Annotated in this window: 14 protein-coding genes; 13 read left to right on the forward strand and 1 reads right to left on the reverse strand. The window is 37.5% G+C overall.

Going from position 1 to position 16,167, the window contains the following annotated elements; all coding sequences use genetic code 11:
• The 13 genes from H0173_RS11830 to H0173_RS11890 all read left to right on the forward strand — a co-directional run bounded on the left by H0173_RS11830 (position 1) and on the right by H0173_RS11890 (position 13,416).
• Positions 1–1,200 carry a CCA tRNA nucleotidyltransferase gene (locus H0173_RS11830; protein WP_221846723.1) on the forward strand — a complete coding sequence of 400 codons (1,200 nt, stop codon included), beginning with the start codon at positions 1–3 and terminating at the stop codon, positions 1,198–1,200.
• Positions 1,185–2,165 (forward strand): biotin--[acetyl-CoA-carboxylase] ligase, encoded by a 981-nt coding sequence (locus tag H0173_RS11835; protein ID WP_221846724.1) that lies wholly within the window; start codon positions 1,185–1,187, stop codon positions 2,163–2,165. The genes H0173_RS11830 and H0173_RS11835 overlap by 16 nt, the downstream gene beginning before the upstream one ends.
• 294 nt (positions 2,166–2,459) lie before the next feature.
• Positions 2,460–3,296: a 3-methyl-2-oxobutanoate hydroxymethyltransferase gene (gene panB / locus H0173_RS11840; RefSeq protein ID WP_221846725.1), complete on the forward strand. Its 837-nt coding sequence runs from the start codon at positions 2,460–2,462 to the stop codon at positions 3,294–3,296.
• Positions 3,293–4,138 (forward strand): pantoate--beta-alanine ligase, encoded by an 846-nt coding sequence (gene panC, locus H0173_RS11845; RefSeq protein ID WP_221846726.1) that lies wholly within the window; start codon positions 3,293–3,295, stop codon positions 4,136–4,138. Before panB ends, panC begins: the two co-directional genes overlap by 4 nt.
• Positions 4,139–4,150: 12 nt before the next feature.
• Positions 4,151–4,534 carry an aspartate 1-decarboxylase gene (panD, locus tag H0173_RS11850; RefSeq protein WP_221846727.1) on the forward strand — a complete coding sequence of 128 codons (384 nt, stop codon included), beginning with the start codon at positions 4,151–4,153 and terminating at the stop codon, positions 4,532–4,534.
• Positions 4,535–4,754: 220 nt separating this feature from the next.
• Complete coding sequence (dinG, locus tag H0173_RS11855; protein ID WP_221846728.1) at positions 4,755–7,556, forward strand: ATP-dependent DNA helicase DinG; 2,802 nt, start codon at positions 4,755–4,757, stop codon at positions 7,554–7,556.
• A gap of 189 nt (positions 7,557–7,745) precedes the next feature.
• Positions 7,746–7,916, forward strand: a complete 171-nt coding sequence (locus H0173_RS11860; protein WP_221846729.1) for a YpmA family protein — start codon at positions 7,746–7,748, stop codon at positions 7,914–7,916.
• A gap of 14 nt (positions 7,917–7,930) precedes the next feature.
• The gene (locus tag H0173_RS11865) at positions 7,931–8,404 is read left to right on the forward strand and encodes a cell wall elongation regulator TseB-like domain-containing protein (protein WP_221846730.1); all 474 of its coding nucleotides are present in this window, start codon (positions 7,931–7,933) and stop codon (positions 8,402–8,404) included.
• Between the two features lie 46 nt (positions 8,405–8,450).
• Positions 8,451–9,641 carry a pyridoxal phosphate-dependent aminotransferase gene (locus tag H0173_RS11870; RefSeq protein WP_221846731.1) on the forward strand — a complete coding sequence of 397 codons (1,191 nt, stop codon included), beginning with the start codon at positions 8,451–8,453 and terminating at the stop codon, positions 9,639–9,641.
• A 139-nt stretch (positions 9,642–9,780) separates the two neighbouring features.
• The gene (gene asnS, locus H0173_RS11875; protein ID WP_221846732.1) at positions 9,781–11,076 is read left to right on the forward strand and encodes an asparagine--tRNA ligase; all 1,296 of its coding nucleotides are present in this window, start codon (positions 9,781–9,783) and stop codon (positions 11,074–11,076) included.
• 422 nt (positions 11,077–11,498) lie between these two features.
• Positions 11,499–12,209, forward strand: a complete 711-nt coding sequence (locus tag H0173_RS11880; protein ID WP_221846733.1) for a DnaD domain-containing protein — start codon at positions 11,499–11,501, stop codon at positions 12,207–12,209.
• Between the two features lie 30 nt (positions 12,210–12,239).
• Entirely contained in the window at positions 12,240–12,902 is a 663-nt protein-coding gene (gene nth / locus H0173_RS11885) for an endonuclease III (RefSeq protein ID WP_221846734.1), read from the forward strand.
• Complete coding sequence (locus H0173_RS11890) at positions 12,892–13,416, forward strand: YpoC family protein (protein ID WP_221846735.1); 525 nt, start codon at positions 12,892–12,894, stop codon at positions 13,414–13,416. The genes nth and H0173_RS11890 overlap by 11 nt, the downstream gene beginning before the upstream one ends.
• 26 nt (positions 13,417–13,442) lie before the next feature.
• Here H0173_RS11890 and H0173_RS11895 read toward each other — a convergent pair whose 3' ends face one another.
• A complete protein-coding gene (locus H0173_RS11895) occupies positions 13,443–16,052 on the reverse strand; it encodes a PBP1A family penicillin-binding protein (protein WP_221846736.1) in 2,610 nt (869 codons plus the stop codon).
• Positions 16,053–16,167: the final 115 nt, after the last annotated feature.

Here is a 16,167-nt window from a genome sequence, read left to right on the forward strand (position 1 = left end):
TTGAAGGAACCTTTTCTAAAAGCGCTCCCCCTTTTATCAAAAATTGAAGAGGCTGGCTTTCAAGCTTATTTTGTTGGGGGTTCTGTAAGAGACTTGCTGCTGAATAAGGAAATATCAGACGTTGATATTGCTACATCAGCCACACCAGATGAGATTAGAGGGATCTTTCCTAAAACAATTGATGTAGGGATAGAACATGGGACTATTGTTGTCTTATTTAATAGCATTCCATATGAAGTGACAACATTTCGAACAGAGGCTGAATACGTTGATTTTCGAAGACCATCGGCGGTTCAGTTCATTCGATCATTAACCGAAGATTTAAAACGACGGGATTTTACAATGAACGCCATTGCAATGGATAAGGACTGGCGTTTCATTGATCCATTTCAGGGCAGGAAAGCGATTGACGAACGGACTATCGTAACGGTTGGAAGGGCAGAGGATCGTTTTCATGAAGATGCACTAAGAATGATGCGAGCAGTTCGTTTTTTCAGTCAGCTAGATTTTCAAATTGAAAATACGACCTATCAGGCATTAAAAGCGTCTGCACCGCTGCTTGAAAAAATATCAATAGAAAGAAAGCTGGCAGAATTTGAAAAGCTATTGGCGGGGAAGAACCGTTTAAAGGCGCTTCTTGCTCTTACTGACACAGGGCTTATAAGATATTTGCCCGGCATGGAGCCTTATTTTGATAGAATAAATAGAATGGAACATTATGAGTGCAGCGAACTTTCCCCTATAGAAATGTGGGGGCTCCTGCTGTTTCAATTTAATATAGAGACTGAGAAGGTATCGGATTTCTTAAAAAACTGGAAGCTCCCGAGTAAAAAAATAAAAATAATTGTGCAAATCCTTCGCTGGCTTCATTTTAGGAAAAACTGCAGTTGGACGAATAAAGCAATTTTTGATGCAGGAATCGAAATTGTTAAATATACCGAAAAAATACATAATGTATTGAATGATCAAGCTGTTAACAAAAGTATTGAAGATTTAGAGCGTGTGTTTGAGATATTACCTATTAAACAACTCAGTGAACTTCAGGTTACAGGAACAGACCTGCAAGAATGGTTTCAGAAGGCACCCGGACCATGGATCAAAGATATGTTGAAAAAAGCTGAAATCGCTGTCTTGGATAAACAAATAATAAATCACAAGGAAACATTAAAGGAGTGGCTGTTAGAGTGCAATCAGAGCTAAGAAAGAAACTGCTCGATGCTTTTACAATGAATAATGAAGAATATTTATCAGGCCAGTATTTAGCTGACTTGTTAGGCTGCTCCAGAACAGCAGTATGGAAGCATATTGAAGAGCTGCGGAAAGAAGGCTTTGAGCTTGAAGCTGTAAGAAAAAAAGGCTATAGAATAACAAAAGTTCCGGAAAGGATTACGGCTGATGAGATTAGACTTGGGCTTTCGACAAAATGTTTTGGCCGACATATCCATTATGAAGAGAGTGTTGATTCTACACAGAAAATTGCCCATCGTCTTGCAAATGAAGATGCTCCAGAAGGAACAGTCATTATTGCCGAAGAGCAGCTGCTCGGAAGGGGGAGAATGGATCGGAAATGGCATTCACCGAAGTATACAGGAATTTGGATGAGTATCATTTTACGGCCCAATCTTCCGCCGCCAAAAGCTCCACAGCTTACATTAATTACTGCAGTTGCAGTTGTCCAAGCCATCGAAGAGTTTACTGAAATTTCTCCGCAAATAAAATGGCCAAATGACATTTTGATTAACGGGAAGAAAGTGACAGGTATATTAACAGAGCTTCAAGCGGATGCGGACCGTATTACGTCGATCATCATTGGCATAGGCATCAATGTGAATCAGCAGTTAGTGGATTATGCTGAAGAACTGCATAATATCGCTACATCTCTTTCTATTGAATGCGGTAAAAAGCTTCAAAGAGCGGATTTAGTCAAAATATTATTAAGCAAGTTAGAGAATTTATATATTCTCTATTTAGAAAAAGGCTTTTACCCGATAAAACTTCTGTGGGAAAGCTATGCTGTAAGCGTAGGGAAAATAATAACAGCAAGGACAATTACAGGAAGTATTCATGGAAAGGCAATGGGAATTACGGATGATGGTGTTCTCATGATTGAAGATGAGACTGGTAAAGTCTACCATATCTATTCTGCAGACATTGATTTGAAATGAAAATTTTTGTAGTCAGAGTAAGTGCTGATTTGCTATACTAAAACTGTTTAGTGTATATCACTAACAGTTGGGCAGTATCCTCATGTTGAACTGCACCGTTTTTGTTTAGGTGATTTATTTTTTTAGCCAACTTTAAAAGAACACCTAAAAATTGAAGATATTCTGCCTAGATCCATAATGGACCGGGACAGAGGGATGAGACATAAAATGGACGTATTCTAGAATCCTTCTGCTTTCAGGAGGATTTTTATTTTGGTTTTCACCCTCTTCCTTAATTAAAAAGGAGGAATTAGGATGAAGCAAAGTACTGATTTTTTGAAAATGAAAGAGAACGGTGAAAAGATTGCTGTTTTAACAGCATATGATTTTCCTGCTGCCAAGCAAGCTGAAAAATCAGGGGTTGATATGATTTTAGTAGGTGATTCATTAGGAATGGTCGTTCTTGGGTATGATTCAACAATCCCCGTTACGCTTGAAGACATGATTCACCATGGCAAGGCAGTTAAAAGAGGTGCAGCAAATACATTCATTGTTGTAGATATGCCTTTTATGAGTTATCACTTGTCTGTACGTGATACGTTAATCAACGGCGCAAGAATTATTCAGGAAACTGGAGCACACGCATTGAAAGTAGAAGGTGCTGATGAAGTGCTTGATAGTATAGAGGCGCTAACAAAGGCTGGTATCCCTGTTATGGCACATCTAGGACTGACACCACAATCAGTTGGTGTGCTTGGCGGCTATAAAGTTCAAGGGAAAAATGCAGATGCTGCCCGTAAACTAATTGATGACGCTAAAAAATGTGAGCTGGCTGGTGCATTTGCAGTTGTATTGGAGTGTGTGCCGAAACAGCTCGCCAAGGAAGTATCTGATAGTATTTCAATCCCGACGATCGGAATTGGTGCAGGTATTGGTACAGATGGACAAGTTCTTGTTTATCATGATGTATTATCCTATGGTGTTGACCGAGTACCGAAATTTGTTAAGAAGTATGCAAATGTAAATGAAGCTATGGTGCAAGGTTTAAGTGATTATGTAAAAGAAGTGAAGCAAGGGACATTCCCAGAAGAAAAGCACAGTTTCTCGATGAAAGAAACAGAGCTTTTAAGTTTGTACGGAGGGAAAGCATGAAGGTAATTACGACTATTCACGATATGCAGCAAACAATGATTAATGAAAAGCTTTCAGGAAAATCGATTGGCTATGTTCCAACAATGGGATTTTTGCATGAAGGTCATTTAACACTCATTGATCATGCACGAAAAGAAAATGAAACAGTAGTATTAAGCATTTTCGTCAATCCACTACAGTTCGGTCCTAATGAAGATTTAGACTCTTATCCAAGGGATTTTGACCGTGACCGGGCATTAGCTGAGGAGCATGGGGTCGATTATATTTTCTTTCCATCTGTAGATGAAATGTATCCTTCCCAACTGTCTGTAACTGTAATCGCTAAGGATCGGACAGATGTATTATGCGGGCAATCTCGTCCAGGCCATTTTGATGGAGTTGTAACCGTATTGACGAAGCTTTTTAATATTGTCCAGCCGAATAACGCATATTTCGGGAAAAAAGATGCGCAGCAGCTAGCAATTGTTGAAGGGCTAGTAAATGACTTTCATTTTCCAATAAAAATTGTTCCGGTTGATATTGTAAGGGAAGAGGATGGACTCGCTAAAAGTTCGCGTAATGTCAATCTGCTCCCTGAAGAGCGAGAACAAGCACCAGTGCTGTACAAAAGTCTACAAGAAGCTAGAAAAATGATCGATGAGGGTGAAAGAAGCCCAGTAATTATAACAGATATTATACGTAACATAATTTCTGAAAATACGAGTGGAACAGTTGATTATATAGAAATATATTCATATCCAAATCTGAAAGAGATTGACCGTATTGAAGGAAAAATAATCATTGCCTTGGCAGTGAAATTTACAAGAGTACGTCTGATAGATAATCTTATTCTTAATACTTAAGGGGGATACATCATGTTTCGCACCATGATGAATGGCAAAATTCATAGAGCTGTTGTGACAGAAGCAAATCTGAACTATGTTGGCAGCATTACAATTGATAGTGATATTATTGATGCAGTTGGCATGCTTCCTAATGAAAAGGTACAGATTGTTAATAATAATAATGGAGCAAGATTTGAAACATATATCATACCTGGTGAAAGAGGCAGCGGTGTGATCTGTGTAAATGGAGCTGCTGCCCGGCTTGTGCAAGAAGGAGATATTGTTATTATCATTTCATATGCTTTAGTTGCTGAGGAAAAGGTTTCAATGCATCAGCCAAAAGTGGCTATCATGGATGAAAATAATCGAATTAAGGAAATGATAAATAGAGAGCCAGAAAGAACTGTAATTTAGAAAAATATAAATAATTTTATGAAGGCTGACCGGTGACAAACCGAGTCAGTCTTTTTGCCCTAGATAATAGATGTTTGGAAATATCAGGGTTCATTTCCGAATATGGCGTTAATAATGGTGAAAATGGCTCAAAATACATAATGACAGGGCATTATTTCTTTTTCTTTTTCCGTTTTTATGATACCGTTTGATTGACTGAATGTTAGAGGTGTATAAAGTAATGTGTAATAAATACGTTGTGATAGATTTGGAAACAACAGGGAATGCCCCGAAAAAGGGCGATAAAATAATTCAATTTGCTGCTGTTGTCATAGAAAACGGAAAGATTACTGAAGAATATTCCTCATTTGTGAATCCAGGACAGCCAATTCCTCCTTTTATTGAAGAGCTGACAGGGCTGGACGATGAGATTGTTAAGGATGCCCCTGATTTTTCTGAAATTGCTCCAAAAGTTCTTATGCTTTTAGAGAACGCTTATTTTGTTGCGCATAATGTTCTGTTTGATCTTTCATTTTTGCAGGAGGAATTAATTGAGGCTGGGTATAATGGGTTTTATGGCCCCGTTTTGGATACAGTTGAGCTTGCTAGAGTCCTTATGCCGACTGCAGATAGCTATCAATTATCGGAGTTAGCTCTTAAGGCAGGAATCCATCATGAACGTCCACACCAGGCTGACAGTGATGCTTACGTTACGGCTGAGCTTTTATTGCTTCTTTTAGAACGGCTTGAAAACCTGCCTCTTTGTACTATTAAGCAAATTCATAAACTTGCTGGCGGATTAAAAAGTGATTTGGATATTTTAATGGATGCCATTATTACAAAGAAAGAATCAACTGTTGAAGAAATACAGGAGAATATAGAAGTTCATAGAGGTATAGCCCTTAAAAGAGCATCAGAACAAAGTAACACGGAATTTATCGAAGAAGTAAATTATCCAGACGAACAAACAGCTAAAGCTGAGCTTTTTAAAAAAGCATTTCCCAATTATGAAATTCGTTTAGGTCAATTTTCCATGATGGACTCAGTTTATAGAGCTTTTAAACAAAAGAAGCATGCCTTAATTGAGGCAGGGACAGGTGTCGGAAAATCTTTAGCCTATTTACTCCCGGCGGCAATTTATGGTTCACAAACTGGGCAGACGGTTATCATTAGTACATATACAACACAGCTGCAGGAGCAGCTTCTCTCTAATGATATCCCTAAATTAAAGAAGATGCTTCCTTTCCCAATAAAGGCAGTTTTGCTCAAGGGAAGAAGTCATTATGTTAGTTTGGCGAAATTTGAGCAAACCTTAAAGGACATTGATGATAATTACGATACAATCCTGACTAAAATGCAGATTCTTGTGTGGCTGACAGAAACAGCCACTGGTGATATCGATGAAATTAATTTGTCCAGTGGGGGATTGCTATTTTGGAATAAAATAAAAAACGATGAAGCGACATTTCTCCAAAATAAAACTTGGCTTTCAAGAGATTATTATATGCGTGCAAGAAAGGCTGCAATGAACGCAAATCTCATCATCACCAATCATTCGTTACTGTTAACAGATTTAGTGTCAAGTAACAAAATTTTGCCAAATTATAGTCAAGTTGTTATTGATGAGGGACATCAACTTGTGAAGGTTTCCGGGCAGCATTTCGGATTTTCCTTTGATTACTTAACTACTCGTTATTTACTAGGCAGAATTGGTGCGATGGAGCAAAAACAATTGTTGTATAAACTCGAGCAAATCATAGACGGTGCAGAGAAGAAGGACGACCGGCTTATCCATTCATTTGAAATGAATAGAATGGTTGGAGAACTTGTTTTCGAAATGGACGATTTGTTTAAAATTATTGGTTTGTTTGCCAAAAAGAAATCAAAAAATAAAAAAGGTTTTAATCGAATCAGCAGCCGTTTTTCCCATATTGACACTAGTGAGGAATATCGGGCGATGAAAACAAGTGCCGAGAGGTTTTTATTTCTTTTAAAAGATTTGTCAGGAGCTTTAGAAAAGCGATTTGATTTTATCAGTTCTTTTAAGGATCAATTAACAGCCAGGGAAAAATCCTTTTTGGAAGAGCTTGTTTCCGTAAATGAAGAATTAAAGAAGATTACAGCTGCAATTAGAAATATATTCTTGATGCCTGAAGAAGATAATGTCACTTGGGTTGATATGGATGTAAGATCTATGCAAAATGCAACAACCGTCTACTCACAGCCTGTTCATTCAGGGCAATTTTTAAGAGGGGAATTTTTCAATAAAAAAGAATCAGTGGTTATTACTTCTGCTACTTTGTCGGTAAAAAAATCCTTCAGCTATATGCTGAATGAATTAGGACTCGAGCTCTCTGATTGTACATTGGACCGAATACAATCCCCTTTTAATTATGATGAGCAAGTGAAACTAATTATTCCTGATGATTTACCGGAAGTGAACCAAGTTTCTCTTGAAGAGTATGTTACAGCTATTAGTGAACACATCATATCGATAGCTGAGGCAACTAAGGGAAGGATGCTGATTTTGTTTACCTCTCATGAGATGCTCAAAAAAACATATGAACTCATTAAAGAATCTGGGTTTTTAGATGATTATGCTATTATTGCACAAGGGGTATCGAGTGGAAGCAGATCAAGGCTAACACGTAATTTTCAAAAATTTGATAAAGCGATATTGTTAGGAACAAACAGCTTTTGGGAAGGAATCGACATACCGGGGGAAGATTTAACTTGTTTAATTATAGTTAGACTTCCGTTTTCACCTCCTGATGAGCCTTTTACTGAAGCGAAATGTGATCAAATTAAACGGGATGGAGGCAATCCATTTTCTGATTACTCTCTACCGGAAGCTATTATCCGCTTTAAACAAGGATTTGGAAGATTAATTAGGACGAAAAATGATCGGGGATATATTGTTATTTTTGACCGGAGATTGGTAACGACAAAATATGGTCAAGCTTTTTTACAATCGATTCCAGAGATTCCATTAATAAAAAGTGATATTAATGGGATGATTCATTTAATTAATCGCACTATGTAAAAAAAGCTGCGTCCATGTAAGGCGCAGCTAAGTGACGTTTGTGGATTAGAAGAAATTTTTTATTCAAGCTATTTACTGTAGCTGTTATACTGATAATTAAAGGTTAAAATTGTAACGTACATATAGTTTATCCTATATGTTCTTCTGTATTAGTTACAAATATTGTTGTGCCTGAGGAGGAATTCCAGTATGGAAAGCAAAATTGAAGTTTTATCAACAGTTAAGATTCAGATGAGTCCAGATTTATACAAAATTGTTGATGCATTAAACAGAACATTAAAAGAAAAAGACTTAATGTTCGGATTGGCTCTTGATAGGGAAGATCAAAATAAAGCGATTTTTTCAATATATCGTACATAAGTAGAGTGACAAATGTGAAAAAAGTAATTATTATATGTTTATTGATATTTTCAGTTATTTTAGTTTCGGGGATTATTGTTTATCAAAACGCTGTTAAGCCATTAAAAGCAGCAGAGACCATAGCAATTGAAAGAGCAATGAAAGAGACAAGGCTTGAGAAAGCAAAAGATTTTAAAGTTTACCATGGGCAGGAAACTTATTATATTGTGAAAGGAAAAAATCGATCTGGAACAAATATCTATGTTTGGATACCTGAAAAAGAAGGACAAATAATAGTGCGAAAAGTTTCAGATGGAGTTTCTAAAGAAGACGCAATAAATAAGCTTAAGGAAGAAAAACATCCAAAAGAAATAATTTCTGTTCGCCTCGGAATGGAAAAAAATATCCCATTATGGGAAATTTATTATCGAACTGACGGGGATTTAATAAATTATTATTATGTAGATTTTAAATCAGGTGAGTGGCTTAAAAAGATTGAGAATTTATAATTGAATTCCAATCTCAATAGGTATATATGGAGTGGAGGAAGAGTAAATGAACTTTCAATTAGCGCAAAGAGTTAAAGCATTAACCCCATCAACAACACTTGCAATAACAGCAAAAGCAAAAGAATTAAAGGAACAAGGCTTTGACGTGATTGGCTTAGGGGCAGGGGAGCCTGATTTCAATACACCACAGCATATTATTGATGCAGCCGTTCAATCCATGAATGCGGGTCATACGAAATATACGCCATCAGCTGGACTGCCCGCTTTGAAAAAAGAAATTGTTAATAAGTTTAAAATTGACCAAGGTATTGATTACGAACCAAGTCAAATAATTGTTGGAAGCGGTGCAAAGCATGTCCTTTACACGCTGTTCCAAGCTATTCTTGATGAAGGCGATGAAGTGATAATTCCAACTCCATATTGGGTCAGCTATCCAGAGCAAGTAAAATTAGCTGATGGAGTGCCTGTATATATTGAAGGCAAAGAGGAAAATGAGTACAAAATTACACCGGAACAACTAAAAGAAGCAATCACTGATAAAACGAAAGCAGTGATCATTAATTCACCAAGCAATCCGACTGGGATGCTCTATTCTGAAGATGAATTAAAGGCATTAGGGGAAGTTTGCTTAAAGGCAAATATTCTAATTGTATCAGATGAAATATATGAGAAATTAGTATATGGAGACAATAAGCATGTGTCAATTGCGCAAATTTCTCCTCAATTAAAGGAGCAGACAATCGTAATCAATGGTGTGTCCAAATCTCACTCAATGACTGGCTGGAGAATTGGATATGCTGCTGGAAATACTGAAATTATTAAGGCAATGACAAACCTGGCTAGCCATAGCACGTCTAACCCGACAACAACTGCACAGTACGGAGCTATTGCTGCATATGCTGGCTCACAGGAAATGCTGCATGAAATGAAAGATGCCTTTGAACAGCGTCTAAATATTATTTATGAAAAGTTAATTGCTATTCCTGGTTTTGTTTGTATTAAGCCTCAAGGTGCATTCTATCTATTCCCAAATGTTAAGAAGGCAGCAGAGTTAACAGGTTTCAATAATGTTGATGAATTTTCTACAGCATTGCTTGAAGAAGCAATGGTTGCTGTTATTCCGGGGTCAGGCTTCGGTGCGCCAAATAATATTCGTTTATCATATGCGACTTCATTAGACCTTTTAGAAAAAGCTGTAGATCGGATCCATCAATTTGTAGAAAAGAAAATGAAATAAGTAAAACAAGCAGCTGAACATTTCAGCTGCTTGTTTTACTTAAAGGGTTTGGAACTTTTCTTTGTTGCTTGTCCTATAGCTAAAAAGGTATAATAAGTGAGATGTATAAGTGATTTGCAAGTTTTTGGAGGGAATTTAATTGGTAAAGACAACTATATCTGAAGTTTACAAATATGTTGATCAAGAAGTAAAAATCGGTGCTTGGGTAGCAAATAAACGCTCAAGCGGAAAAATTGCGTTTCTTCAGCTTCGTGATGGTACAGGCTTTATTCAAGGTGTTGTTGTTAAGAGTGATGTGCCGGAGGAAGTATTTCAAACAGCAAAATCTGTTACTCAAGAATCTTCTCTTTACATAATTGGGAAAGTCCAAAAGGATGAACGTTCTCCATTCGGCTTTGAATTACAGGTTACAGGAATCGAAGTTATTCATGCTGCAACAGATTATCCAATTACTCCAAAAGAACATGGTACAGAGTTCTTAATGGATAACCGTCATCTATGGCTGCGTTCTCGCCGTCAGCATGCTGTAATGAAAATCCGTAATGAGATTATTCGTGCTACTTATGAATTTTATAATGAGCAAGGCTTTGTGAAAATTGATCCGCCAATCCTAACAGGCAGTGCTCCTGAAGGAACATCAGAATTATTCCATACGAAATATTTTGATGAAGATGCTTATCTTTCTCAAAGTGGACAATTATATATGGAAGCATCTGCAATGGCATTAGGAAAAGTATTCTCTTTTGGTCCTACTTTCCGCGCGGAAAAATCAAAAACACGCCGTCATTTAATTGAATTTTGGATGATTGAACCTGAGATGGCTTTCTTTGAACATGAAGACAGCTTACAGCTTCAAGAAAACTTTGTTTCGCACATCGTTCAGTCAGTATTAAAAAATTGCAAATTGGAACTGAATACGTTGGGCCGTGATACTTCTAAGCTAGAACAAATTAAGGCTCCTTTCCCGCGTATTACGTATGATGAAGCTATTAAGTTCTTGCATGAAAAAGGATTCACAGATGTACAATGGGGAGATGATTTCGGTGCTCCACATGAGACAGCTATCGCTGAAAGCTATGATAAACCAGTTTTCATTACTCATTATCCAACATCGTTAAAGCCTTTCTACATGCAGCCTGATCCGAACCGTTCAGATGTTGTTCTTTGTGCAGATTTGATTGCTCCAGAGGGCTACGGCGAAATCATTGGTGGTTCTGAACGTATTCATGATTACGATTTATTAAAACAGCGCTTAGAAGAGCATAACTTAGACATGGATGCATACGGCTGGTATTTAGAGCTTCGCAAATATGGCTCTGTTCCTCACTCAGGATTCGGATTAGGTCTTGAAAGAACAGTAGCTTGGATTAGCGGAGTAGAACATGTTCGTGAAACAATCCCATTCCCACGTTTATTAAACAGACTTTATCCATAATGAAAATAATTCCATGGAGGAATCGCCAATAAAGCGATTCCTTTTTCTATTTACCTTTATCTAAGCTTTATATTATTCAGCAAAGATAGCTAGTTATTTTTATTTAAAGCTGTTTTCTAAAGGATTGTTGCTTTTAACATTGGAGATGCAGAGTGGATTGGAGCGAAGGGCGCTTGACTCCTGTGGGTGATAGAGGAAAAGGCGAGACCCCACAGACGGAACGTCGAGGAGGCTCGACTTCCTCCCCACGGAAAGCAAGTGCCCGTAGCGGAAAGGAACGGTTCAGTATTCATTACCAAAAACAACAAACTTTGCGAATACAGCCTTATTTAAAGTCAAGACAAATATGAAGGAAATGTTACCTGTTATTCTCCTTACTACAAAGAGAATGTTCATGATATACTGAAATGGAGGTGTGAGGAATGTCGAAAACAAGTATGTTAAAGTGGCTCCAGGAAGGAAATATTACGATCCCTGGAGTTTTATTAACTCATTATAAAGAGATGAATTTGAATGAGCAGGAGCTAGTGCTGCTTTTGCATGTTATTTCCTTTATCGAAAAAGGAAATTCATTTCCTACTCCAGTTGAAATCTCTTCCGGAATGACTATATCCGTATCAGAGTGTACCGCAATTTTAAGAAAATTAATTCAAAAAGGTTTGATTGAGATTAAAGAAACGTATTCCACAGAAGGAATTCGCCATGAACTATATAATATGGATCCATTATGGGAAAAGCTTATCGAATTATTTTTAATGAAAGAAAAATATGAAGCATCAATGGTTACGCAGCAAACAGAAACCGATTTATACACTTGCTTTGAGCAAGAATTCGGCCGGCCATTGTCTCCTTTTGAATGTGAAACATTGGCATTATGGATGGATGATGATCACCACGATCCTCATATTATTAAAGCTGCATTGAGGGAATCTGTTATGTCTGGCAAATTAAATTTTAGATATATTGACCGAATCCTTTTCGAGTGGAAGAAGAACGGAATTAAAACGATTGAACAGGCGAAAAGCTACGGGAAGAAATTCAGACAAAACCAGCAGCCACAAAGAGCTGCTATAAATGATCGCAACGAACAAAAGGGGAAATCTATTCCTTTTTATAACTGGTTAGAGCAATAATTGTAAATATATTTTAAGTGGTGAGTGAAGTTGTTGAATAATAGTCAAATTAGATACTGCCTTGATAAAATAGGAGAAATGTTTCCAGATGCGCATTGCGAACTAAATCATTCTAATCCATTTGAATTAGTTATTGCAGTAGCTTTATCTGCTCAATGCACAGATGTACTGGTAAACAAGGTAACTAAAAACTTATTTCAAAAGTATAAAACACCTGAAGACTATCTTAATGTTCCTTTAGAGGAGCTCCAAGGGGATATTAGGTCTATTGGATTATACAGAAATAAAGCGAATAATATTCAAAAACTATGTCGTATCCTTTTAGATGAATATAATGGAATGGTTCCCCAAGACCGAGATGAATTGACGAAGCTTCCCGGTGTTGGTAGAAAAACAGCAAATGTGGTCGTCTCAGTAGCATATGGCGTACCTGCGATAGCTGTTGATACCCATGTAGAGCGTGTAAGTAAAAGATTAGGAATATGCCGCTGGAAAGATTCAGTACTCGAGGTTGAAAAAACGCTAATGAGGAAGGTTCCAATGGATGAGTGGTCTGTTACTCATCATCGATTAATTTTCTTTGGAAGATACCATTGTAAAGCACAAAATCCTCAGTGTGAAAATTGCCCATTGCTTGAACTATGCAGAGAAGGAAAAAAAAGAATGAAGGGGAAAAGAGGGAATGAAGAATAATATGGAACTCATTATTCCTCAGCAACTCCATCATGCATTTTTCTTTTCTGACAATGAAAAAATGATGACAGATACGGAAGCTTTGAAGGAATTAAATACGTCCACCCCATTTCTTTATGAGGCAGCATTTTATTCGGGTATACAAGCATTAAAACCATGGGATATTCAAGAACAAAGCATTCCTGCTCTAATCAAAGAATGGCAAAATGTAAAAGCGAAGTTAGATTTACTCTTTGCTAAAAGGGAAGTTACTCAGGCAGTACCACTTATGAAAAAGGGAATAAGTCTATTTCTTGAATTCATCTATTGGGCAAATGGTCTGCCTGTCATTCTCAAAAATGGGTCAGAAATAAATCAATTGGCCATTAAGCCTGTTAATATAACAGATCGTCTAGATTTTATCATTCACAGACCTTCTTTATTTCATTCTTTTATTGTATTAGCTGAACTAATGACCGAGATGAATAAACATTACGAAAAGGCACTTGTATTAAAAAAAGCGTCTAAGCATTGAAGCTTAAGACGCTTTTTTTGTATTCGTTATTGTCCGCCTGTATTAGGTGGTGTGACTACAGGGGGTACAACTGGGTTGGTATCTGTATGGTCACCATCGCCACTTTCACCGTCACCATTTCCTTGACCATCACCTTGACCTTGGCCGTTGCCATTGCCATTGCCTTGTCCGTTTCCTTGTCCATTCCCTTGACCATTGCCATTGCCTTGGCCAGGATTATTCCAATTTGAATTCCCATCTTCATTTCCCTGACCATTATCATTCCAATTTTCATCATTGGATTGGGGTAATGGAATCTCGACTTTTACAACAACAGGGTCACTCTTCTGATCGTCTCTAATAGCAGTAACTGTAAAATGGTAGATGCCTCCTGGTACAGGATCAGCTAGTTTTAAACCTTTATCAGATGTGGATTGAAGAATCTGACTAGAACCATCATCTAACGAAGCAGATACTTCAAATTTAACATCTTTTGTGTCTTCTGGATAATCCCACGTTAAAAGAATTTGATTAGCAGCTGCATCATATGCCGCATTTAGATTGGAAGGTGCTGCAAGTTTATCAAACTTCTCGGACACTTCTGTCGGAGCATTTCCTTTTATCGCATATTCATAAATAATTTGGTCTTTAGGTGTAAATTCTCCTGCTCGTTTTGCTGGAATAGATCCCTTTTCAATAGCAACTTTTTCAACACTGCTTGGTACCGTGAAATCAGGTGTGTCCTTTCCTTGCGAAACATGCTCCATTAGATTTTTGAAAAGCAGCTGAGCTAATTTTTGATCTTTAGGAGCAATTGAGTTTCGCCTATCCTTGTATCCAGTCCAAACAGAAGCTGTATAGTTTGTTGTATAACCAGTAAACCAAGCATCAGGAATCCCGCCATTCTGGATTTGCCAGTCTTGGATTTCCTTAGGAGTATAGTTAGTTGTCCCTGTCTTACCAACAACATGAAGGCTTGGAACATTAGCTAACTTTCCAGTTCCATAAGAATCTTTAACGACACTTTTTAGCATGTCTGTAATCATAAATGCTGTATAATCCTTCATTACTGGCTTAGAGTCAGGAGTAACATCAATTTTGGAACCATCACGCATTTCAATTGCTGTTATGGAGTGAGGTTCAGTATAGATGCCATTATTTCCAAAAGCACTATAAGCCCCAGCCATTTGAAGTGGCGAAACCTCATAAGCACCAATTGAATAGGATTCTAATACATCATTCATATTGAAACCTAAGCTGTTCGCAAATTCTTTAGCTTTTTCAGGTCCTACAGCTTGTAATGCTTGTAAGGCAGGAATATTTCTTGACCGGGCTAATGCTTCACGCATGGACATAGGTCCCATATGCTTGCGGTCCCAGTTATTAATTTTAGCTCCATTTGAATAAGTGTATGGCTTATCATCAAGAGTATAATAGGTACCCCATTTTAAATTCTCAATAGCAGGACCATAGTCCATAATTGGCTTAAAAGTTGAGCCAGCCTGTCTTCTTGTATCTTGGGCAAAATTAAAGCCCCGTTTTACTTTAAGATTTCTGCCGCCGCCAATAGCGCGAATTTCACCAGTCTTAGTATCAAGTAATGTAATCCCAGCTTGGAATTCTTCATCCGGGAATTGAATTACTTCATCTGTATTCAACATTTTCTCCACATAATCTTGTGCGTTTCGATCTAATGTAGTATAAATGGTTAATCCATCAGATGAAATGTCAAAATCTGGATACTTTTTAGAAATCTCATCAATAACAATATCAACAAATGAATCATATGGAGCATCATTTTGTACACGATCTTCTTCTTTTACAAGACTTGATTCTACAGGCACACTTTGTGCTTTTTCCATTTCCTCTTTTGATATAAATCCATGCTGATGCATTAAGGATAATACGATATTGCGTCTTTTTTCAGCCCGATCCGGATGTTTAAATGGATTGTAATTTTCTGGGCTTTGTGGCATTCCGGCAAGCATTGCTGCTTCTGGAAGTGTCAGCTGATCAAGATCTTTGCCAAAATAAACATGAGACGCTGTTAACACCCCGTGACTGCGTTCTGACATCCAAATCTTGTTCACATACATTTCGAAGATTTCTTGTTTCGTATATTTTCGTTCGAGCTGAAAAGCAAGCCATGCCTCCTGAGCTTTCCGGCTCAATGTTTTATCTTTATTAAGAAATGAGTTTTTTACAACCTGTTGGGTAATGGTACTTGCTCCTTCTGAACCGAAGCCATGTGTAAAGTTTGCCACTACAGCACCAGCCAAACGCTTAAAATCCATACCATGGTGCTGGTAGAAACGAACATCCTCTGTTGCAAGGAATGCATCTTCAACTAATTTTGGGATGTCCTCATAATTTACATATTCTCTCCGCTCGGACCCAATCTCTGTAATAAGGTTGTTATCTTTATCTAATATTTTCGAAGGGATAGGATCCCTTAGCTGTTTTTCATCAAGTGGAGGTGCGTCCTTTACCATCATAGCGAAGGTACCAGCTCCAACGAGAATGCCGACAATGCCAAGTGCAATCAAAGTTAGAAAAATTCGTTTAAACATGCTCTTTGGTGATTTCTTACTTTTTTTGCTAGGCTTTGAAGCTTGCTGCTTTCGGCGCTCCTCTCTTGATTGATATTTCTCTGCCATATATGTTCATCCTTTCTGATGAATAGAAGGTAAATTTTTATGTTCGTCATGCTGAAATCAGTGTTTCTTAAAGGATGACGGTAGGTAAACGATGTTCCATTAATAATTTTTTCTT

Origin of the sequence: Bacillus sp. S/N-304-OC-R1, assembly GCF_019749375.1 — a bacterium.
Taxonomy (GTDB): Bacteria; Bacillota; Bacilli; order Bacillales; family Cytobacillaceae; genus Cytobacillus.

Excerpts from the sequence above, each read along its gene's own strand:
- panB (WP_221846725.1), top strand. The coding sequence starts at position 2,460 with ATGAAGCAAAGTACTGATTTTTTGAAAATGAAAGAGAACGGTGAAAAG.
- panC (WP_221846726.1), top strand. The coding sequence starts at position 3,293 with ATGAAGGTAATTACGACTATTCACGATATGCAGCAAACAATGATTAAT.
- panD (WP_221846727.1), top strand. The coding sequence starts at position 4,151 with ATGTTTCGCACCATGATGAATGGCAAAATTCATAGAGCTGTTGTGACA.
- dinG (WP_221846728.1), top strand. The coding sequence starts at position 4,755 with ATGTGTAATAAATACGTTGTGATAGATTTGGAAACAACAGGGAATGCC.
- H0173_RS11860 (WP_221846729.1), top strand. The coding sequence starts at position 7,746 with ATGGAAAGCAAAATTGAAGTTTTATCAACAGTTAAGATTCAGATGAGT.
- H0173_RS11870 (WP_221846731.1), top strand. The coding sequence starts at position 8,451 with ATGAACTTTCAATTAGCGCAAAGAGTTAAAGCATTAACCCCATCAACA.
- H0173_RS11880 (WP_221846733.1), top strand. The coding sequence starts at position 11,499 with ATGTCGAAAACAAGTATGTTAAAGTGGCTCCAGGAAGGAAATATTACG.
- H0173_RS11890 (WP_221846735.1), top strand. The coding sequence starts at position 12,892 with ATGAAGAATAATATGGAACTCATTATTCCTCAGCAACTCCATCATGCA.
- H0173_RS11895 (WP_221846736.1), bottom strand. The coding sequence starts at position 16,052 with ATGGCAGAGAAATATCAATCAAGAGAGGAGCGCCGAAAGCAGCAAGCT.